Annotated in this window: 17 protein-coding genes; 11 read left to right on the top strand and 6 right to left on the bottom strand. The window is 43.1% G+C overall.

The genetic code is table 11. From position 1 onward, the window contains the following. Positions 1-221: 221 nt before the first annotated feature. On the bottom strand, positions 222-1,592 hold the full coding sequence (locus tag HRU23_14840) for a beta-glucosidase (GenBank protein ID NRA55418.1): 1,371 nt from the start codon (positions 1,590-1,592) through the stop codon (positions 222-224). A 335-nt stretch (positions 1,593-1,927) separates the two neighbouring features. Then, entirely contained in the window at positions 1,928-2,971 is a 1,044-nt protein-coding gene (locus HRU23_14835) for a LacI family DNA-binding transcriptional regulator (GenBank protein NRA55417.1), read from the bottom strand. Positions 2,972-3,256: 285 nt separating this feature from the next. Between HRU23_14835 and HRU23_14830 the strand changes: the two genes are divergently transcribed. The 5 genes from HRU23_14830 to ugpC all read left to right on the top strand — a co-directional run bounded on the left by HRU23_14830 (position 3,257) and on the right by ugpC (position 9,795). Next, positions 3,257-4,612: a carbohydrate ABC transporter substrate-binding protein gene (locus HRU23_14830; GenBank protein NRA55416.1), complete on the top strand. Its 1,356-nt coding sequence runs from the start codon at positions 3,257-3,259 to the stop codon at positions 4,610-4,612. 135 nt (positions 4,613-4,747) lie between these two features. Next, the gene (locus HRU23_14825; GenBank protein ID NRA55415.1) at positions 4,748-5,737 is read left to right on the top strand and encodes a sugar ABC transporter permease; all 990 of its coding nucleotides are present in this window, start codon (positions 4,748-4,750) and stop codon (positions 5,735-5,737) included. A 1-nt stretch (position 5,738) separates the two neighbouring features. Beyond that, entirely contained in the window at positions 5,739-6,875 is a 1,137-nt protein-coding gene (locus tag HRU23_14820) for a carbohydrate ABC transporter permease (GenBank protein NRA55414.1), read from the top strand. Positions 6,876-6,880: 5 nt separating this feature from the next. Further along, positions 6,881-8,614: an alpha-glucosidase gene (locus tag HRU23_14815; GenBank protein NRA55413.1), complete on the top strand. Its 1,734-nt coding sequence runs from the start codon at positions 6,881-6,883 to the stop codon at positions 8,612-8,614. A gap of 89 nt (positions 8,615-8,703) precedes the next feature. After that, a complete protein-coding gene (gene ugpC, locus HRU23_14810; protein NRA55412.1) occupies positions 8,704-9,795 on the top strand; it encodes a sn-glycerol-3-phosphate ABC transporter ATP-binding protein UgpC in 1,092 nt (363 codons plus the stop codon). 416 nt (positions 9,796-10,211) lie between these two features. Here the strand turns inward: ugpC and HRU23_14805 are convergent, their stop codons facing one another. Further along, the gene (locus tag HRU23_14805; GenBank protein ID NRA55411.1) at positions 10,212-11,252 is read right to left on the bottom strand and encodes a Preprotein translocase subunit SecY; all 1,041 of its coding nucleotides are present in this window, start codon (positions 11,250-11,252) and stop codon (positions 10,212-10,214) included. 331 nt (positions 11,253-11,583) lie between these two features. Further along, entirely contained in the window at positions 11,584-12,063 is a 480-nt protein-coding gene (locus tag HRU23_14800) for a CreA family protein (protein ID NRA55410.1), read from the bottom strand. Positions 12,064-12,448: 385 nt separating this feature from the next. Here HRU23_14800 and HRU23_14795 point away from each other — a divergent pair, with 385 nt between their 5' ends. The 4 genes from HRU23_14795 to HRU23_14780 all read left to right on the top strand — a co-directional run bounded on the left by HRU23_14795 (position 12,449) and on the right by HRU23_14780 (position 15,878). After that, positions 12,449-13,198 carry an electron transfer flavoprotein subunit beta/FixA family protein gene (locus HRU23_14795; GenBank protein NRA55409.1) on the top strand — a complete coding sequence of 250 codons (750 nt, stop codon included), beginning with the start codon at positions 12,449-12,451 and terminating at the stop codon, positions 13,196-13,198. Then, positions 13,198-14,124, top strand: a complete 927-nt coding sequence (locus HRU23_14790; protein ID NRA55408.1) for an electron transfer flavoprotein subunit alpha/FixB family protein — start codon at positions 13,198-13,200, stop codon at positions 14,122-14,124. Before HRU23_14795 ends, HRU23_14790 begins: the two co-directional genes overlap by 1 nt. A 43-nt stretch (positions 14,125-14,167) precedes the next feature. Beyond that, entirely contained in the window at positions 14,168-15,088 is a 921-nt protein-coding gene (locus HRU23_14785) for a VanZ family protein (GenBank protein NRA55407.1), read from the top strand. A 211-nt stretch (positions 15,089-15,299) separates the two neighbouring features. Then, positions 15,300-15,878, top strand: a complete 579-nt coding sequence (locus HRU23_14780) for a thymidine kinase (GenBank protein ID NRA55406.1) — start codon at positions 15,300-15,302, stop codon at positions 15,876-15,878. A 73-nt stretch (positions 15,879-15,951) separates the two neighbouring features. Here HRU23_14780 and HRU23_14775 read toward each other — a convergent pair whose 3' ends face one another. Continuing rightward, a complete protein-coding gene (locus HRU23_14775) occupies positions 15,952-18,726 on the bottom strand; it encodes an insulinase family protein (protein NRA55405.1) in 2,775 nt (924 codons plus the stop codon). Between the two features lie 259 nt (positions 18,727-18,985). Here HRU23_14775 and sixA point away from each other — a divergent pair, with 259 nt between their 5' ends. Further along, positions 18,986-19,480: a phosphohistidine phosphatase SixA gene (sixA, locus tag HRU23_14770; protein NRA55404.1), complete on the top strand. Its 495-nt coding sequence runs from the start codon at positions 18,986-18,988 to the stop codon at positions 19,478-19,480. A gap of 80 nt (positions 19,481-19,560) precedes the next feature. On the opposite strand, the gene smrB is transcribed toward sixA, so the two are convergent. Next, the gene (gene smrB, locus HRU23_14765; GenBank protein ID NRA55403.1) at positions 19,561-20,085 is read right to left on the bottom strand and encodes an endonuclease SmrB; all 525 of its coding nucleotides are present in this window, start codon (positions 20,083-20,085) and stop codon (positions 19,561-19,563) included. A 258-nt stretch (positions 20,086-20,343) separates the two neighbouring features. Between smrB and prmB the strand changes: the two genes are divergently transcribed. After that, complete coding sequence (gene prmB / locus HRU23_14760) at positions 20,344-21,342, top strand: 50S ribosomal protein L3 N(5)-glutamine methyltransferase (GenBank protein ID NRA55402.1); 999 nt, start codon at positions 20,344-20,346, stop codon at positions 21,340-21,342. Positions 21,343-21,368: the final 26 nt, after the last annotated feature.

The raw sequence follows: 21,368 nt of genomic DNA, 5'->3' as shown, positions 1-21,368 counted from the left end.
GCTGATGGGGGTTTGTTCGACCGCTTATGCCCAAACGTTTAATGCCTCGCGGTTCACAAGTCGTTTGGGGGGGAGGGGCGCTGAATTGACAGGATTTGAGCAAAGAGCAGTGCCTATTGATAGTTAATGCGTTATCAATAGGTGCAAGGTCTGTAGTTTGGCACACGATAGCGCTAGTGATAAGTGAAGTTGTAGCTCGTTTGATCACCAGCGAACCAATGCTAATCGTTTAAGATATGCGCTCTGCTATTAAGTAGCGCTTTATAACAATGGGCACTTTTCTTTAGCGTGCGAACTTGAGTCTGGTAGTCTACGTGCACTAAGCCAAAACGTTGTGAATAACCTTGCGCCCATTCAAAATTGTCCATTAAGCTCCAGGCGAAATAGCCTTTCACGACAACGCCTTCGCGGCTTGCTTGGTCGACCATTTGTAAATGTTGTTGCAGATAGCGGCAGCGTTGATCATCGTTGACCGTACCGTCGATTAGATGATCGTCGCAAGCGGCGCCGTTTTCAGTAATGAATATTGGCGGTAATTTGTAGCGCGTGTGTAGCCCGATTAACAGTTCATAAAGCGCAGGAGCGTGAATTTCCCAACCGATATGGGTGTGCTCAGCCCCAGTGTGTTTTTGGTCTACTTGTTGGAAGTCTTCGGCGCTGCCAGGCGTGCTCGCCTCTATCACATGGCGGGTATAAAAATTTATCCCTAAAAAATCAATGGCTACGCTAATCGCTTGCAGATCACCAGGGGCTGCCGTGGGTAATTCATCTGGGTAGAGCGCTTCAATAGACTCAGGATAGCAGCCTTGCATGAGCGGCTGAATAAACCAGTGGCTGTTGTAGTCGTTGTAAATATCAGTGGCTCGGAGATCTGCTGGTTTGTCGCTATTACTGTAACCAGGGGTAAAGTTTAGAACAATGCCCGCTTGTGCGGTTTGGGTGTGTTGACGAATAGCCTTAATGCCAAGGCCGTGGGCGAGCAATAAATGGTGCGCGGCCTGGAGGCCTTCTTTACGCGAGGTGTGTCCCGGTGCATGTACACCGTACTGATAGCCTAAATAGGCACTGCACCAAGGTTCATTGAACGTGGCGTAGGAATAAATTCTGTCTTTAAAGTGCTCGGCGATAACCCCGGCATAACTCACGAAGGCTGTGACGGTATCTCGACTAAGCCATCCGCCTCGATCTTCAAGGTACTGTGGCAGATCCCAGTGGTATAGCGTGACAAAAACTTTGATATTACGACGATTTAATTCATTAATAATATTGTCGTAAAACGCGAGGCCTTTGGTATTGATAGTACCGTCGATGTCGCTAATTATTCTAGGCCAGGCAATTGATAATCGGTAGGCATCTACGCCTAAAGAATCGATTAATTGGAGATCTTGTTGCCACAGGTGGTAATGATCACAGGCAATAGCACCATCATCAGCATTGAGTACTTTGCCCGGTTGCTGACAAAAAGTGTCCCAGATAGAAGGGCAGCGATTATCGGCGGTGTTAGCGCCTTCTATTTGAAAGGCAGCCGTTGCCACGCCAAAGGTAAAATCGGGTTGCATCAGTGCTGAGTGTTTGTCTAGCTTAAAAGTCATGTTTATTCCAATCCCATAATTAAGTGATCACCGGTGCTGAGAAAGCACACTAACCCAGCGTTGATCTTATTTAATTTACCCTACTGATAACAAGCGCATAAATTTAATGTCATTGGCTCTGTTGTACTAAAGAGTTGCCATTTGAACAGCAAGTCGCCGTAAATCCTTCACTACTACGGCGGACTTCCTCATGCCACAGGCATGAGGGTTCTACCTACGTTCGAGGCTCTGGCGCAGCATCCATGCTGCACAAGCTTGCTTTATCAAACACCAACACTTTCAATGTATTGCGAAGCTAGCTACATTAAAAGTGAACAGAGCCAATGTCATTGGTATTAATCCAAGTTGTTGCTATTGGTTTGTGGCGCTGGGCCGGTCGATTCACCAATGACAAGTTCGGCTTCCCATAGCTCTGTTAAAGGCGGGGAATTGGGGTTGTTTATTTGTTCGAGTAACATTTGCGCGCAACGTTTTCCTGCCTCTTTGATCGAAGAACGTGAAGCGGTAAAAAGCGGATTGACCTCATCGGCTGGCAGGAACGACAGCTGATCGTCGTGAATAACAATAGATACATCTTCGGCGAGCCGTAATCCGAGCTTTAACAGTGCGCGTTGCACCCCCATTGCAGTAATGACGGATGACACGAGAAAAGCAGTTGGCGGATTTGGCTGTTGCATGATCTCTAATGTTGCATGGTAACCGTAAGGTTCCATCATTTGTTCGCTACGCATGATGGTAGTGTCTGTCGGGATGCCTGCCAAGTTAAGCGCTTGCTCGTAACCTTGGCGACGGCGCACGGCAAAGTCCATGTATTCTAAGCCGTTAAGCAGGGCTATTCGCTGGTGTCCGAGCTTGAGCAACAGCTCGGTCGCATTTTTAAATGCGCGTCGGTTGTTGATGTCAAACCAAGAGTAAGCTTGTTCAGTGTTTTGCGCCCGGCCATGGACTAAAAAAGGGATGCCGAGTTCTTGCAACAGCGTGATACGACTGTCGTTTTCTTTAGGGCCGTGCAGAATAACACCGTCGACTGATTTATTAGACGCCATGTTCCGGTAGGCGGCTTCTTCGCCTTCGTCTTCCACCACGGTGACAGCCATGTGATAACCACTGCGCGACAATATCTCGCCAGTGCCGGCGATAAAGTCGGCGAATATAGGATTAATAATTTCTTGTTTGTTAATCGGAAGCACGTGGCCAATCGCCATCGATCTACCTGTAGCAAGGCTTTTAGCTTGGGTGTTCGGATGATAATTGTATTGAGCGGCCGCGCTTAACACACGATTACGGGTTTTCTCACTCACCTCAGGAAAGCCGTTAAGTGCTCTGGAAACGGTGGTCTGAGACAACTTTAAAATCTCAGAAAACTGTTTTAGATTCATGAAGCCTCCTAAGCTAACGCGTAAAACATGGCAGTAATAAATAACAAATAGAGCAGAATAATGCCTGTTTTCCAAAGCGCTTTCAATTAATTTTTTAAAATCGACATAAGAAAATTTTTCGTAAGATTTCTCGGGGCTAAATTGTTTGACTTGGTGGTAGAAATGCGAGATAGTCGAAAATCCAAAGCGCTTTGGAAAACTAAAATAATAATTCAAATTTACCATTCGAACAATTATAAAGAAGCTAAATTATTTATAAATTGGCTCGAATAAGAGGGAGATTTCATGAAACTTATTACTTATTTAACCGCTGCTACTATTGGTTTGACTTCAAATGTAGTGCTGGCAGAGTCGGATCTAAAATTTACACCGGGTGAAGATGCACGCTTTCACTGGGCGAGCTATGAAGCATTAAAAGACATTGATTTAAAAGGTGAAACTATTTCTGTATTTGGCCCCTGGTTAGGTGCCGATAAAGCGTTGCTTGAGAATGTTATTGTGTATTTCGAAAAAGCCACAGGCGCTACCGTTAAATATTCAGGATCAGATAGCTTTGAAGCACAAATTGTTATTGATACTGAAGCGGGCTCACCGCCAAACGTCGCTGTTTTCCCCCAGCCAGGTCTTGCTGCTGATTTAGCCGCTAAAGGTAAGTTGACGCCATTAAGTGCAGGCACAGCACAATGGGTTCGTGACAACTATGCTGCTGGTCAATCTTGGGTCGATCTTGGTACTTACAAAAATCGTCAAGGCAAAGAAGATCTCTATGGTTTCTTCTATAAGGCTGATGTGAAATCTCTGGTGTGGTATTCACCTGAAAACTTCGAAGATGCGGGTTATAACATTCCCACTTCGATGGAAGAGCTTATGATCTTGAGTGACAAAATTGTTGCAGACGGCGGCACTCCTTGGTGTATTGGTCTGGGTTCGGGCGGGGCGACTGGTTGGGTTGCTACTGATTGGGTTGAAGACATGATGTTGCGCACGCAATCGCCAACGGTTTACGACGAGTGGGTTACTAACAAAATTAAGTTCGATGATCCTAAAGTGTTAGCGGCTATCGAGGCTTACGGCTCGTTTGTACGTAATGATAAGTATGTTTCGGGTGGTGCTGGCACCGTGGCCACTACCGATTTCCGTGACAGTCCTAAAGGCTTGTTTTCGTCTCCACCTAAGTGCTACATGCATCGTCAAGCTTCATTTATCCCAGCCTTTTTCCCCGAGGGAACGATAGTGGGCGAAGATGCTGACTTCTTCTACTTCCCTGCATACGCGGCAAAGGATCTTGGTAAGCCAGTGTTAGGTGGTGGTACTGTGTTTGCAATCACTAAAGAATCAAAAGGTGCCCACGCATTTATTGAATTTTTGAAGACCCCGATTGCGCATGAGCTGTGGATGGCTCAAGAAGGTTTCTTAACACCGCACAAAGGTGTTAATACAGACACTTATGCCAACGCAAGCTTGAAAGGCATGGGCGATATCTTACTTAATGCGACAACGTTCCGTTTTGATGCGTCAGATCTGATGCCTGGTGCCGTCGGCGCTGGCGCTTTCTGGACCGGCATGGTTGACTATTCTGGTGGTAAAAGCGCTAAAGAAGTCGGTGCTCAAATCCAGAAAACTTGGGATACGATTAAGTAACTCCCTATTAGCGCTCGGTGCAATACCGAGCGTTTTCTTTTCTGTTAGATCAAATAACAATTCTATTGATATAAATTATTCACGGCGTGTCTTTTAAGGCATACCAACCGTTAAATTATAAGAAAAGGATAAATGATGGAACAGATGCTATTAGCACTGTTTACCGTGGTTGTTGGTGTTCTAGGCTGTATTGCCTACTTTGTGGGCAGTAACTACTTGCTGGATCTAATCTATCCAGCCACCGGTAAAAATTCAAACCACAATATTCAAAAATCATCTGCAATTCGCCCTTGGTTGTTCATGGGGCCTGCAATTGTTTTGTTGGTTGTCTACTTGGTCTACCCGGTAATAAACAGTATTTATCTTTCGTTTCACGGCCCCTCAGGTGACAAGTTTGTTGGCCTAGATAACTATATTTGGCTGGTCGGTGATGAGAAGTTTTTTGAGTCGCTAAAAAACAACATGCTGTGGTTAATTGTCGTGCCTGCTGCATCGACTTTTTTCGGCTTAATCGCAGCAACTTTGACCGATAGAATTCGCTGGGGAAATTTCGCTAAGTCTCTGATATTTATGCCGATGGCTATTTCTTTTATTGGTGCGAGTATTATCTGGAAATTTGTATACGACTATCGTGGCGATACCGCTGATCAAATTGGCGTATTAAACGCGTTGATTGTGCATTTTGGCGGTGAACCACAAGCTTGGATCGCGATGCCGTTTTGGAATTCATTTTTCTTAATGGTCATTCTTATCTGGATCCAGACGGGTTTTGCGATGGTGCTCTTATCTGCGGCGCTGCGCGGCATTCCAGAAGAGACGGTTGAGGCAGCTATCTTGGATGGTGCCAACCCTTTTCAGGTGTTTATGAAAATTAAAATGCCGCAAATGTGGAATACCGTCGCGGTTGTTTGGACCACCATAACCATTTTAGTGCTTAAGGTCTTTGATATTGTCATGGCGATGACCAACGGCCAATGGGGATCGCAAGTGCTAGCAAACTATATGTTCGACTGGATGTTCCGTGGTCACGACTTTGGTCGGTCAGCGACGATTGCCTTAGTGATTATGGTCTTGGTTCTGCCGGTAATGGTTTGGAACGTGCGCAACTTAAAGAACGAGAACTAATATGAATTCTATAGTCGGTAAAAACTCAGCCTTAACTTGGGCCGTTAATATCTCGGTAATCGTTTTAGTATTACTGTGGACCATTCCGTCCTTTGGCCTGTTAGTGTCATCGGTCAGAGATAAAGATCAATTAGTGGCAACGGGTTGGTGGACCTCCTTTTCAAGTCTTGAAAGTAATTTGATCAAACGTTCGGCACCGGCCGACGAGCAAAAGCATGTCGATAATCTCTATGTATTAAAAGGCAATGTATTTGGTGACAAAGCCGGCGAGGTCACAGCGTTTGGCTGGAACTCAAAATCGCCGACTGAGTTCACCCCTGGTGATACTGCGCAAATGCGTAAAGGAAAGTTACTAACGGTCAATGCTGATGGTAGCTATCAATTGAGCTCACCGATACCTCACACAAGTACGCGGGGCACGCGTATTTTTGTAACATCGGTTGAAGCGCCCATCTTTACGTTAGACAACTACTCCGAGGTGCTGTTTGCTGAGGGAATTGGCAAGTCGTTCTTAAACACGATGACCGTGACCATTCCCGCAACGATTATACCAATTTTAATCGCCGCATTTGCCGCCTACGCGCTGGCTTGGATGGAATTTCCTGGGCGTGCATTATTGTTGGCAATGGTCGTCGGTTTACTGGTAGTACCGCTCCAGATGTCGCTTATTCCATTGCTTAAACTTTACACCGATGTCGGAATTGGCAAGGGATACTTAGGCATTTGGCTCGCCCATACCGGCTTTGGCTTGCCCTTGGCTATTTATTTACTCCGAAATTATATTGCGGGTTTACCACGTGAAATTATTGAAAGTGCCCGTGTTGACGGTGCTAATGAGTTCAATATTTTCGTCAAAATAATTTTACCGCTGTCGTTCCCAGCATTGGCAAGTTTTGCGATTTTCCAGTTCTTGTGGGTATGGAATGATTTATTAATTGCCACGGTTTTCTTAGGGAATAACGAAGAGCAGTTAGTGATGACCGGACGTTTGAGAGAAATGCTGGGTTCACGCGGCGGTAACTGGGAATTGTTAACAGCGTCTGCGTTCGTTTCAATAATTGTACCTTTAATCGTGTTTTTCTCGCTACAAAAATACTTAGTACGCGGCTTATTATCTGGTTCAGTCAAAGGGGGCTGATGCAAATGACTTTAAATAAAAATATTCACCAATCATCGAACAACACTATAGAAAACAAAGCTGTAGAAAATAGCGCTGTAGCAAACAATATCGTAGCAAATAGTGAAAAAGATTGGTGGCGTGGAGCGGTTATCTATCAGATATACCCAAGATCGTATCAGGACAGTAACGGTGATGGCATTGGCGATATTAAAGGGATCATCAAGCGCCTGCCTTATGTTGCATCGCTCGGAGTTGATGCTATTTGGTTGTCGCCGTTTTTTACCTCGCCAATGTTAGATTTTGGCTATGACGTTAGTGATTACTGCGACGTCGACCCAATGTTCGGTAATTTAACCGATTTTGACGATCTGATGAGCGAAGCCCATCGCCTTGGCATCAAGGTAATGATTGATTTAGTGTTGTCGCATACGTCGGATCAGCACGCTTGGTTTGTTGAGTCGCGCCAAGATAAAACCAACCCTAAAAGCGATTGGTATGTTTGGGCTGACGCTAAAAAAGGTGACAACCTGACTGCTGAGCAGCAACTGCCGAGCAATTGGTTGTCGATTTTTGGTGGTAATGCTTGGCAGTGGGACGAAACACGTCAACAGTATTATTTGCACAATTTTTTAACCACTCAGCCTGATTTGAACTTCCACAATAAGGATGTTCAGGACGCGTTATTAAATGTGGCTAAATTTTGGTTAGACCGAAAAGTAGATGGCTTTAGACTGGATACCATCAATTTCTATTTCCATGATCAGCAACTGCGTGATAACCCGTTTTTACCGCCTGAACTGCGTAACGCAACCATTGCGCCAGAGGTTAATCCGTATAATCACCAAGAGCATATCTTTGATAAAAATCAGCCTGAGAACATTGCGTTCTTAAAACGTCTACGCGCGACCATGGATCTATATCCAAATATCGCCGCAGTCGGTGAAGTCGGGGACGATCAGCGCGGCATGGAACTGATGACACAGTACACGGCCGGTGATGATTTGATGCAGATGTGTTACGCCTTCGATTTTCTGTCACCAGAAACACTTAACGCAACGCGCTTTGCCGATGTGATCGGACGTTTCTCTGAGCACTCACAAGACAGTTGGTCTTGCTGGGCTTACTCAAACCATGATGTAGTTCGTCACGCCAGCCGTTGGCAGCTTAACGCTGACGCCCAAAAAGTGATGACGGCTGTCCTATTATCGTTGCAAGGTTCGGTGTGCTTGTACCAAGGTGAAGAGCTAGGACTTGGCGAAGCTGATGTCGGTTTTGACGATTTACAAGATCCGTACGGTAAGGAATTTTGGCCGAAGTTTAAAGGTCGCGATGGTTGTAGAACACCAATGGTTTGGACCGACACTGAAAAGAATGCTGGGTTCTCAACCGCGAAGCCTTGGCTGCCGGTTGATGGGGAGCAACAAGCAATTGCAGTGTCGATTCAAGAGGCTGACGAAAATTCTAGTCTTGCTCGTTATCGCAAGCTGTTAGCATTTCGTAAAACTCTACCTGCCTTAGTGAAAGGCGATATGAGGGATCTAAAGGTCAGCGGCGAAGTCTTGAGTTTTGTTCGTGTGACAGAGGACGAACAAGTGCTGTGTGCCTTTAATTTGTCTGATTCAACGCAAGTGATCAACCTTAGCAATGCAGCGAGCCTGGTAGAAATCACAGGTTTAGATTTCGAGTATCAGTTAAATGATAGCCAGTTAACGTTGGCCCCATGGCAAGCTTTTTATGCCAAGCATAACGATAAGTAACAGAGAAATATAAACAGTTAGCACAGCCTCGCTGGCGCGATCGGATGAAGGCTGTGCACTATATAATAAATAAAATAAAGAGTGGCGATATGGCAAATTTAAAATTGACAAATGCAACCAAAGTTTATAGCAATGTTCCCGTACTTACCGATATTAATCTTGATATCAAACAAGGTGAGCTCATTGTTTTTGTAGGCCCTTCAGGTTGTGGTAAGTCGACATTATTACGGATGATTGCCGGTCTTGAGCGCATCAGCAGCGGTACATTGGAAATTGATGGCGAGGTGATGAATGAAGTGCCGCCGGCCAAGCGTGGTATTGCAATGGTGTTTCAATCATATGCTTTATATCCGCACCTAACGGTACGTGACAACATGAGTTTCGCCCTCAAAATAGCGAAAATTCCGGCCGCTGAAATTGAGATTGCGGTGAATAAAGCGGCTGCGTCGTTACAGTTAACAGACTATCTCGATCGTTTGCCTAAAGCACTTTCTGGTGGCCAGCGTCAGCGTGTGGCTATTGGCCGTGCGATTGTACGCGATCCTAAGATTTTTTTGTTTGACGAGCCTTTGTCTAATTTAGATGCGGCATTACGGGTAGCCACCCGGATTGAAATTGCTCAACTGAAAGAAAAAATGCCTGACAGCACGATGATCTATGTAACGCATGATCAGGTCGAGGCAATGACACTGGCGACTCGTATTGTGGTGCTTAACAACCGCGGTATTGAGCAAGTAGGCACGCCACTAGAGCTTTATCAAAAGCCAGTTAATAAGTTTGTAGCAACCTTCATCGGTTCTCCCGCGATGAATATCTTGCCAGCGACGGTAAAAAGTAGCGGCGAACTAACCCAGTTAGCACTTGAAAACGGAGCGCAAGCGCAAGTGCCTATTGCCACTAATGACAGCGATGTTAACTTAGCGTTTGCAGTCGGTGCCCGCCCTGAAGACATGGTGATTACTGACAGCGATAACTACATCTTTAAAGGTAAGATAAGCTTCATTGAAGCGTTGGGAGAAGTGACGCTACTTTACTTTAACGTCACTAAAGACGCTGATCCGGTGATTGTGAAAATTCCTGGGATCCAGCAGCTAGCGCGCGGTCAGGAATTGAAATTTAGTGTTGAGCCTGACAAGCTGCAATTGTTTGATCAGAACGATCTATCTTGTAAATATCGTTAATATGATGCTATTGCCGTGCGATGATACGGCAATAGCTATTTATAATGCACTGTTCGAATCTGCCACAAAGCCACCACTAGCCCAGCCATATAGATATTCACCTTCAAGCTGTCACGTTGTTACACTGATGCCACTAGCAAGGGCATAATAGCTTCTTTTCTATTAGAGCAATGACTTGTCTTTTTTTCGGCGTTACCAGTGGTTTAGGCATGGATTTTTGTGTTATCGAAGACGTCGCTCAGCAAGTAACAGACTTTTTTGACGATAACGTTGATGGTTACGCTGGTGGCTTGATATTGACTTGATTGGGTCGGTAGGAAAAATAGCCTCAATAAAAAAGCCAATGACCTTGCCATTGGCTTTTTTTAGACAGCTTATTTAACTTAAAGCTAACTTAAAGCTAACTTAAAGCTTACTTAAGCAGAAGCATTGAGACCTTGCCAACGATAGTGGTTGTTGGCTTTTTTAGTTACTAAACCATCGCTTAACAATTGCTTGAAAATTTCGTCGGCCTGTTCAGGGGTAATTGCTAAATAAGCGCCAATTGCTTTTTTGGTGCAACTAGCATGCTTAGACTCAAGCGCCAAAATCGTCTGTTGATAAAGACTTAACGTTTCGGTAACCGGTCTGTCGTTGACTACTTGAGACTCAATTTGGTGATTGCTTAATGAATAAGGAACACCAATAAGTTCTGGCACGGCGCTGGTATCATCAATCGTGATGGGCTTGCGACGGCGATACTGATGGCAAAAACGTTGTTCTTCGCCGATTAGGCTGATAAAAAACGCGGCAAAGAAATCGAGCAATACCGACAAAAATACCACCAAAGCCAGTTGTGCTGTTTTAGCGTCGACCCCTAGTGAACCCGCGATACTGTCAATTAGACCAAGCACTGAACCTTGGCTAACAACGGGTAAACTGTCTCGGTCTGTGGCCAGTTGCAGTTGCTGTTGGCGCAAGGCATCATTTTCAAGCTGGATCCGTTTTAAGCCGGTCGCAATTAATTCTAATTCGATATATTTTTGCGCGGCTTGGTTATTGAGCATGATTTGCTGGTCAATCGCCGCAATTTGGCGGTTATAGCTATTGACTTTGCTTTGCCCAATATTGACATGATTCTGCGCTTTGTTGGTCGCGCTATTGATGCCGCCAATCGAGCCGCCAATCGAAATAGCGGCTAAAATGGTGTAGAAAACAAACGCCGAAAACGCGCCATAATAGTTACGGCGGGCTGTTCGCTCACCCACTTCAAACCAAGCAAAAAACTTACCCAGCTCAAAAATAATCGCTAGGCTACCAAATAGCACCATCATTAACGGGTCGTCATCAATTGAGAGAAACAACAACAAAGAAAAGAAAATGGAGGTCAATACTGACGCCGTTGTAAAGGCGTACACGGTTGACATGGCAAAAGTTGATTTAGGGTGTCTAACAGGGATATTTTCGTTGTAAAGCATAAAGGGTCTGCGTCTTAAAACTTGGCTTTGAGATAGTGTTCTGTTGGTTGTTTGAACAACTCAATAAGCGGGATAAATGTGATCCGCCAATGTCGGCGAAATAAAAGATAATCATACCCTATAACGGTCGTTAAACCTTAAAAAAGCACAGATTTGAGTGTCTATTGGCGGAATTTTATACGGAATTGGCTCGTGGTGGTTAAATATAAATCAATGGTCAATGAAATATAAAAAATTAGGCGTGATATGGGCTCAAGAATAAACTAAAGCCCGGTATTTATAATTTTAAACCGCGACAATTTGCGCTGGCGGCGATTCAATTGGGTTGCAACTATAGAGTTTTAGATGCAGGGGTATTAGATGCCGGGGTATTAAACAGACTAACGGTCGATAACGAATGATGATGGCTGCCATTAATTTCTTTGGTTGAATAAGAAAGGTAGAGTAAAGAATTGTTTTTCTGGTCGTAAATACGTCTGACTTTAAGGCTCTTAAACAAGATACTTAAAGATTCTGTAAAAATAATTTCACCATTTTTCGATAGATCAATATTTGCTAAGTCTGCAGCAGAAATGGGACCGGTTTGGCGGCAAGCAATGCTGGTATTTGACGGGTCAGAAAAATCAAAGTTCGCTTCAACATGAGTAATGTGACAAGTAACCCCAGGGATTTTAGGATCTTTTTTGGCATCAATAAATATATCTTTAGTGGTGAAAAGCCCCAAGCTTACTTTGCCGACATCTTCCGAGCAGCCGCTGGCTAAAAGTAGCAAGATTATTAGCAGGGGACTGAGCAGGTATTTTTTATTCATTGATATGACCTTAGTATTGTTAAAATGAAATAATTATACACAATATTGGTTTGAATTGGTTTGAACGCCAGTGACATAGCAAGTTAATGCGGCCTGTTTTATTGCTTGATAACCGTGGTCGTTAAGGCCAGCCGCCAGTAAAGAAGCATATTATATTTTAAATTTAATGATGTTTTGTCATGACAAATCAATTGCTAATTTTTATTTAGGGCAAAAAAGTCTATTTATACAAATATAAAGTCATTTGTTTAACAGACTTACCCTAAGGTAAACCAAGATTTAGTTAATTTTCTATTGACGTAATGGTCAACATTAAGTTAATTTAAACGTATGTTTTATTTCGCCAAAAGATTTGGCTAATTTTTGAAGGTAAAGGATAGTATTTATGAAAATTCTTGTGCCGATTAAACGCGTTGTTGATGCTAACGTCAAAGTACGTGTTAAATCTGATAATACAGATGTTGATTTAAGCAATCTTAAGATGGCTATAAATCCATTTTGTGAAATTGCGGTTGAAGAAGCAGTTCGCTTAAAAGAAGAGGGCGTAGCTACTGAAATTATTGTTGTAACTGTAGGCGAGAAAGTTTGTCAAGAGCAGTTAAGAACTGCTTTGGCACTTGGTGCTGACCGTGGCATTTTAATTGAGACTAGTGAAAAAGTTCAGCCTTTAACTATTGCTAAATTATTGAAAAAAGTTGTTGAAATTGAACAACCTTCAATTGTCCTTATGGGCAAGCAAACTATCGATGGTGATAACAACCAAACTGGCCAGATGCTTGCGGCGTTAACGGGCATGGGTCAAGGTACTTTTGCTTCAGAAGTTAAAGTAGAGGGTGACAAAGTATTAGTTACTCGCGAAGTTGATGGCGGTCTTATGACGGTTGAACTTGGCTTGCCAGCAGTAATAACTACCGATTTACGTTTAAACGAACCGCGTTATGCATCGTTACCTAATATCATGAAAGCTAAACGTAAGCCGATTGATGTTAAAACGCCGAGCGACTTTGGTGTTGAAGTAACATCAGGTTTAGAAGTGGTTAAAGTTGAAAACCCAGCGACACGCAGCGCTGGTGTGATGGTTGAATCAGTAGATGAGCTAATCGCTAAACTACGTAACGAAGCGAAGGTGATCTAATGACTATTTTAGTAATTGCAGAACATAGTAATGATGAAATAAAAGCTGACACAGCTAAAGTAGTTGCAGCAGCAAGTGCTATCGGTGGTGACATTACAGTATTAGTTGCTGGTGCCAATTGTGATGCCGCGGCACAAGCTGCAGCGTCATTAGCGGGTGTTAGCAAGGTATTAGTTGCTGATAATGCCTGTTACGAGCACCAACTTGCTGAAAACGTTAGCTTGTTAGTTGCTAAAATCGGTAAAGACTACAGCCACATTCTAGCAGCAGCTTCAACAACGGCTAAAAACTTTTTACCGCGTACTGCTGCTTTGTTAGATGTTGCTCAAATTTCTGATGTTATCCGTGTTGATAGCAGCGATACTTTTGCTCGTCCGTTTTATGCCGGTAACGCCATTGCAACGGTTAAAAGTAGCGACAGCATCAAAGTGATGACTATTCGTACTTCAGTATTTGACGCAGTAGCGGCTACTGGCAGTGCGTCAGTTGAAGCATTAGACATCGTAACAGAGTCTGGCTTAGCAACGTTTGTTAGCGCTGAAATGACTAAATCTGAACGCCCTGAGCTTGGCAGTGCCAAGATCATTGTGTCTGGCGGTCGTGGTATGCAAAACGGTGAAAACTTTGCAATGCTTGAAACGCTAGCTGACAAGTTAGGCGCTGGTGTTGGTGCTTCTCGCGCCGCAGTTGACGCAGGTTTTGTACCAAACGATATGCAGGTTGGCCAAACAGGTAAGATTGTTGCACCAGACCTTTATATTGCCGTTGGTATTTCAGGCGCAATTCAGCACTTAGCGGGCATGAAAGACTCTAAAGTTATTGTTGCTATCAACAAAGATCCTGAAGCTCCAATTTTCCAAGTGGCCGATTACGGCCTTGCAGCAGACTTGTTTGATGCAATTCCAGAGCTTAACGAAAAGTTATAATTTGGTAGCACTCTCGGATCTCTATTCGAGAGCGTTTTAACCAATGCAACGGCTTAAACGTTTTAAGCTAGGGCATTGGTTATTGCTATGTTTAATACCACTGGGCTCCCTTTTTTTTGTTGGGGGGCCAGATACTGCGTCACTCCCCTCTGTTCGTTCTTTTTGGAATTTTGGTCATATTGTATTTTTCTTCCTATTGTCGGTAGGGTATGCAATTGTCAGACCTTTTAAATCAAGCCGTCAAATTATTGTTTTTGTAGCCGCTGTGCTGCTTATCAGCTTATTGATTGAATTTACCCAAAGTTTTGTAGGTCGTCACTTTAGCTTGATGGATGTCTTGCGTAATTTGACTGGCTGTGTAATTGGCTTGTTTTTGCGCGCACGACCATTGTTACCCGTAGCCATTTTTAGTGTGTTTTCGTTTGTTTTTGTCGTTGAGATCTATGGATTAAGCTTGACCATTTTTGGCGATATTAAGCAGCAAAATCGCGGACCAATTATTGAAGATTTTGAATCAGGCTTGCTCGTTGAGCGTTGGCAAGGCGCGGTTGTCGCCTCTGAACTCTATGTGTTATCAGGCCAATATTCAGGTAAGGCAGTTTTTTCGCCCGGAAAATATCCGAGTATCCATCTAAGCCCGCTGTTAAAAAATTGGACTGGTTATGATGCATTTGAAATCAATGTTTTTGTACCCGGATACTCAATATTGTCGCTTAACGTTCGATTGCACGATCAAATACATCACCAGAACCAAGCAAGAATTTATGGCGATCGCTTTAATCGTAATGTACAGATTGAACCAGGCTGGAATAAATTGACGCTGCCACTAAAAGCTATCCTCGAAGCACCTAATGGCAGGTCGATGGATTTGACCAAAATGAGCCAACTCAGTTTCTTTTTTGTTGATTTGAAACAGACTCAGCAACTCTATTTTGATGACATTCGATTGGTTAATTTTAACTAGGGCGCGATAACAGATACAACTTTTCTTCAACTTCTGCTCCAACTTCAGTGACAAGCTGGTAATTTTTTTAACTGCGTTGGCAATTGCGTTGGTCGTAGCGTTGATAGTTGCGGCAATGATAGGTCTGATCATTCATGCAATGAATTTAACCCTGATACTATCTGCTTTATGAATAGGGTATAATTGTTTCTTTTTTTCAAGAGTATCTGTCTTGGCTCAGCTCTATTTTTACTATTCAACGATGAACGCTGGTAAGTCGACCTCGTTACTACAATCTGCTTATAATTATCAAGAGCGCGGTATGCGTTCGGTAATCTTTACCGCCTCAATTGACGATCGTTACGGTGCTGGTCGGGTTAGTTCGCGGATTGGCCTAAGCCAACCTGCTGATGTGTTTTCACGTAGCTGTGATTTATTCACCATTATTGACCATAAGCTCAAAGAAGGGCCAATTCATTGTATCTTGTTTGACGAAAGTCAGTTTTTAACCAAAGAGCAAGTTAAACAGCTGGCGCGAGTGGTGGATGAGCTTAAAATTCCCGTGCTTTGTTATGGTTTACGGACTGATTTTCTCGGTGAACCATTCGAAGGCAGTCTGTATCTATTATGTTGGGCCGATAAGTTGGTTGAATTAAAGACCATTTGTCATTGTGGCCGTAAAGCCAATATGGTGGTTAGAACCGACGAGCAAGGAAACGCGCTTAGTAGTGGTACTCAAGTTGAGATTGGCGGTAACGAACGTTATGTGTCAATGTGTCGCAAGCATTTCACCCAGCTAATAGGTTCGTAACCTACTGACTTCGTTAAAATTGGCACGAGCAAAGAGCGCTCCTGCCAGATTTTTTTCGATTGAGACTATTCGGTTATAAGATGAACTTCTTGGCTTCGCGTTTAAATAAAGGTAATTCACGGATCGCATGACCACAAGTTAAACGGGTTTTATCATCAAGGCTTTCGCCATAACTGCACAAAATTAACCGATCTTTATGCTCTTTATTGAATTTCTTGTCGATAAAGTCGACTAATTCCTGTTGGCTTATTTCATTAAGCTGGTCGGCAATTCGTTGGCGGTAATCGAATTGATAATCGCGGTTACCAATACAGAGCCAGTAGCGCTGAGCCCTTGCTCTGGAACTGGTGTCTGGTGTTTGTACTTGGGTGAGCAAACCGGTTAAACCTTGTTGCCACTGTGCTGAAGACATCTCACTGATAAATCGAGAGAAATCACTTAGTACTTGATCTATGGCGGCCACCAGTTGATAGGGCGCAGCGACATTAGATTGAATGTAAAACATGATGCCAGGGTGGCGGTTGATCGGAATATACGAGGTACCACAGAGGTAGCCTAATTGTTGTTTTGTTCTTATTTCAGCAAAAAATTCGGCTGAAATAAAGTGATTTAATAAGCTAAATAACGCAATTTTCTTACTGTCAGCCTGAGCCGATTGAAAATACATGATCACGGCCGAGTCAGTGCCGTGACTGGTGAATTCTCGGGTCAACGTGCCACGGTTATTAATGTCGACAAGCTGACGTTGAACTTCATCGATTGGCTTGGCAATAGCAGATATTTGTTGATGAATACTATGGCCAAAATGTTCAACTTCACTGCGCTCCCAATCGCCATGGACATAACATTCTAAATGCACATTTTGATATAACGAGCGAATAAACTGTAACAGCTCACTTAAACTAATACTGCGTAATTCTTCAAGTAATTGACTGTTTGGGTACTGCTTTGGTTGTAATACCACGCTTAAGCCACGAAACAGCCGATTAATCGGTTTGGCCATTTCAGCATTTTGCCATGAAATGATCAGCTGTTGTTTTATTTCGTTAAAGCGATTTTGGTTAAAATTACGCTGGCGAATTTGTGTTATTAACATCTCAAAGAATAAAAATAGCTTGGGGGTATAACCACTAACATGCATTGTGACTCCCGCCTGATGGGAGTAGATGTCGTAATGTAGCCCAGCAATTTCTGCCGGATAAGTCATTTCAGCCAAATCATCATGTAATATTTCAACATAAAGTTGGCACAAGGCTGCTACCCTAACACTGCTGCCCGCAAAATCACTGTCGATCGCAGTATAGATGTCACCTTTGGGCACTTCATATTCTTGTTCTGTATAATGCCACAGCCTAATCCCTTGCTTTTTGATCAGTACTTCTGGCACCGGGTTATGCTGTTTGGTTGGCCGAAATACTAACCGTTCGACAATAAAGGGATTGGCAAGCGGCAGCGATATGTCAGGGTTTCTGCCTATGTTAAGCCAGCGCTGATGATCTTGTGTTGTGATGGCTCTGGTTAGGTATGGCGTTTCGTACCAAGGGGCTACTTGATCGGTGTGCTGATTTTTTGCGACCACAATTAAACGTAAATTTTGTGGCGTCATTAGGTCTATACACTGTTTTATCAACCGTGGTTGATAGCTTTCCATCGCGTAGTCGCCAAAGATAATATCGGCAGCGTCATAGCGAAACATGTTGATCACTAAGTGGCTGGTTAACTCTAATGGGCTGACCGGATCTTGAAAATCAAAAGCTGCATTAAAAATACTGTGCTTCTCATTGTAACGCCACGAGTCAATGCCCTCGGTTTCAATCAATTTTAAGTAAGAAAAAACCAGACCAATAACTAAGTCTTGTTGTTCAAGGCCAAGTTCGGTAAGACTTAAGCTAATGGCAAACTCTTTGTAGTTGTAACCAGAGATGCCGGCACCAGCGGATAAATGGTTGGCTAAGCCCTTATTCTTTAGACATGAAAGTAAGCTGCCTTCACTTTCATGCCCTAATAGATAAGCAATATAGGAAAGTGGTTTACTTTTATACCAATGTTGTACCACTGGCATCGAAAAATTGAGGGTTATTTTTTTAATATCTTTATCAGGTAAAATTCTAATTTCAATATTTTTTTGGTCGGGCAGGGTAATATCAACCAGCGGGAAGTAAGCCGTTAAGCCACGATTTTCAACCAGGCTAAAATATTGCTTGGCAATGACTGCTAGTTGGTCTAAGGAATGGTGTGAGCACAACACCAAATTCATTTTAGACGCGCAATATTGTTGGCTATAAAATTGTGTCAGTAATTGCTCTAGTTGACCAGGGTCATCGTTGAGCAAGGTTTGTTTATTACCGACTGAAAATTTATGAAAAGGGTGAGCAGGGTTAACGGTTTCTTTTAAAGCCGCTAATACTCGGCGGTTTTCGTCTTTAAACTTAAGTCTAAATTCCGAATCGACAGCACTAATCTCATTGCTAATAGCCTGGCCATCAAGCGATGGGCTTATAAAAAACTCACTAAATCGGGCTAATGCAGACTCAAAATGGTCGTTTTTAATGCAAAAAAAGTAATTAGTGAATTCACTACTGGTCCAGGCATTATGCTGGCCGCCGTGAGTACGAATAAAAGATTGATACTCATTACTGTCGGGATATTTTCGGGTGCCTAAAAATAACATGTGCTCAAGTAAATGAGCTAAGCCTTGCGAGTCTTCGGGATCGTTGAAGTGCCCGACATTAACAGCCAGTGCAGCAGAAGCTGACTCTGTTGTACTATCCGAAATCAACAAAACAGTTAATTGGTTGCTTAGTGTTACTAAGCGATACTGCTTATTGTCGTGGGCAGAACTAATCAAGGCAAGTCTCAAAACCAAGGAACAATATTTATTATTATCGATTTATCTGGTAATTAGCAATGGTTGAGCCGGCTTTAATGAGCATAAATAACCAGAGTGGTCATTTACTGAACAGTAACCAGCTGAAATATTACAATTTATTAGTTCTTGTATAAGACTTTTAGCCAATTTTTTAATTAATAAAATTAAGAGACTATTATAAAATATAGAGCTAACGCTGCAAAAATGTTATCTCGGGCAAGGTAGGAAGGAATGCACAATGAAATTGTATATTATGCGACACGGTCAAGCGGAAACGGTGGCGCAATCAGATAAAGACCGTTGTCTCAGTCAAACAGGGATAGATCAAAGTGAGGCTGTGGCCAAATGGCTTGCTCAGCAAGATACCCAATTTGATATCAGTTTTGTGAGCCCATATATTCGTGCGCTGCAAACGCATCAAGAGGTCATTAAATGGCTAGCACCACCGACTTTTCATTATGTTTTAGATGAATTAACCCCTGAGTCTGATCCTGCCAGCAGTGGTGATAGTTTACTCGCCTATTGCGCCGAGCATAATGCCAGCTGTGCATTGGTGGTTTCGCACTTGCCGTTGGTGGGATTGTTGATATCCGATTTGTGTCCAGGCATTGTGTTACCGAGTTTTTCGACCTCTTCTGTTGCCTGCTTAGAAATTGATCTTGAAAATTGGCGCGGCACGTTACTTTGGCATAAAGATTATCAGCATGTTAGTGCCAAACAGGCACTCTTATAATCAGGTTTAAAAGCGAGTAATACTGGGTACTATAAACCGTGGTATTAATCGCAATGAATAGAGATGTCATACACCTGATGTTATGCGGTTATGTCCTCGTCAGGTTGTTCTAGCAAGATGAGTAACGCCCCTTGACCGCCCCATTCGAGTGGTGCTTGGTGAAAAGCTAACAAATCTGGATATTGTGCCAACCAATAGGGCGTACGTGACTTTAGTATGCCACTGCCAATGCCATGGATAATACAGCAACATTGTACCCGTTGTTTTTTACACGCTTGAAATAACGCTAAAATTTCTAGCTTGGCCGCTTCTTGGTTTAAACCGTGTAGATCTAAAATCAATTCAGGGTAATAATCACCCCGTCGTAATTTTTTTAGTTCATATTTTTCTACCCCATCAGCGCAAAACCGCATTGGGCCAGAGTCAGGTAAGTGCGGTTGATATCCGTCCGAAAAATAAAACAACGCTTGTTTTTCTTGTAATTTTTTATGTTGCTTAACCCGAATAGATTTTGGTTGTCTTAATTCAACTTTGTCTTGCACCATTGGCTTAACACCGTCTAGTGAGAGTAAATCGGCCATTGATTCAGTTTTATTGTTGGTCATCGTTGTATCAGAGTTCCTGCTGTTGGTAGATATAGGCTAATCAAAGGCGTTTATGGCTACAAGTATATCGGCTATGTTGGGAAAATATCCAAGCACTTAGTTCGTTGAGCTCATTAAGTTAGTTAACCTGAGTTCTGTTAAAAGAGCGTTATTGGGCAAATTCGCTTATCCGGTACTCAGGTTAGTCATTTTAAATGGTTTTAACTCATTTCACAAAGCTAAAGCTTAGGTTACAATGCTGGGTCGATTTAGTAGGAGATGTATTTTTTGGAAACCCCGAGTTTAGAAGCAAATAGTTTAGCAGCCAATAGTTTGCAACCAGCAAGTATTGTAGAGGCTGTTGATGAGTTACGTACAATTAATGATTTATTACGCTGGGGTACCAGCCAATTTAATCAGGCCGAGATTTTTTATGGCCATGGCAGTGATAATGCCTGGGATGAGGCCGTTCAATTAACCATGCATGCGCTTTGTCTGCCAATCGACAGTCCGGTTAATATTACGTCGGCGCGTGTTACGCGATCGGAGCGAGCAGCGGTTATCGAGCTTTTTACTCGCCGAGTTAACGAGCGTTTGCCCGTGGCCTATTTAACCAACGTTGCTTGGTTTGCAGACCGCCAATATTATGTTGATGAACGAGTGTTAGTACCACGTTCACCGATTGCACAGCTTATTAATCAGCGCTTTGAACCCTTTCTTGCGGGCAAACCGGTGTTTCGTGCATTAGATTTATGTACTGGCAGTGGCTGTATCGCCATTGCTATGGCTCATGAGTTTGAGCAAGCAGAAGTCGATGCGATTGATATTTCGGCAGACGCTTTAGATGTGGCCACGTTTAATATCTTTAATCATGGGGTTGATGATCGCGTTATCCCGCTTGAATCTGATTTAATGAATGAAGTTTTACGTGAAAAGTATGACTTAATTGTGTCAAATCCACCGTATGTTGATCAAGAAGACATGGACGGATTACCGCAAGAGTTCATTCATGAACCAGAGTTAGGACTTGCCGCAGGTTTTGATGGCTTGGATTTGGTTAAGCGAATTTTGGTTGATGCCACCGATTGTTTAACCGATGGCGGAATTTTAGTCGTTGAAGTGGGTAACTCTCAAATCCACGTTGAAGCACAGTTTCCACAAGTGCCATTTCATTGGGTTGAGTTTACCCAAGGTGGCCACGGTGTTTTCATTTTAACAAAACAACAGTTAATTGAGTCGCGCGATGTATTTAAGGCTGCTTTATTAGCATTAAAATAACGCGACAATAAAAGTTGGGTTAGCCC

Source organism: Gammaproteobacteria bacterium (assembly GCA_013214945.1).
Lineage (GTDB): Bacteria > Pseudomonadota > Gammaproteobacteria > Enterobacterales > Psychrobiaceae > Psychrobium.
The sequence above is the reverse complement of the archived record's forward strand: the minus strand, read 5'-3'. Positions and strand labels throughout refer to the sequence as shown.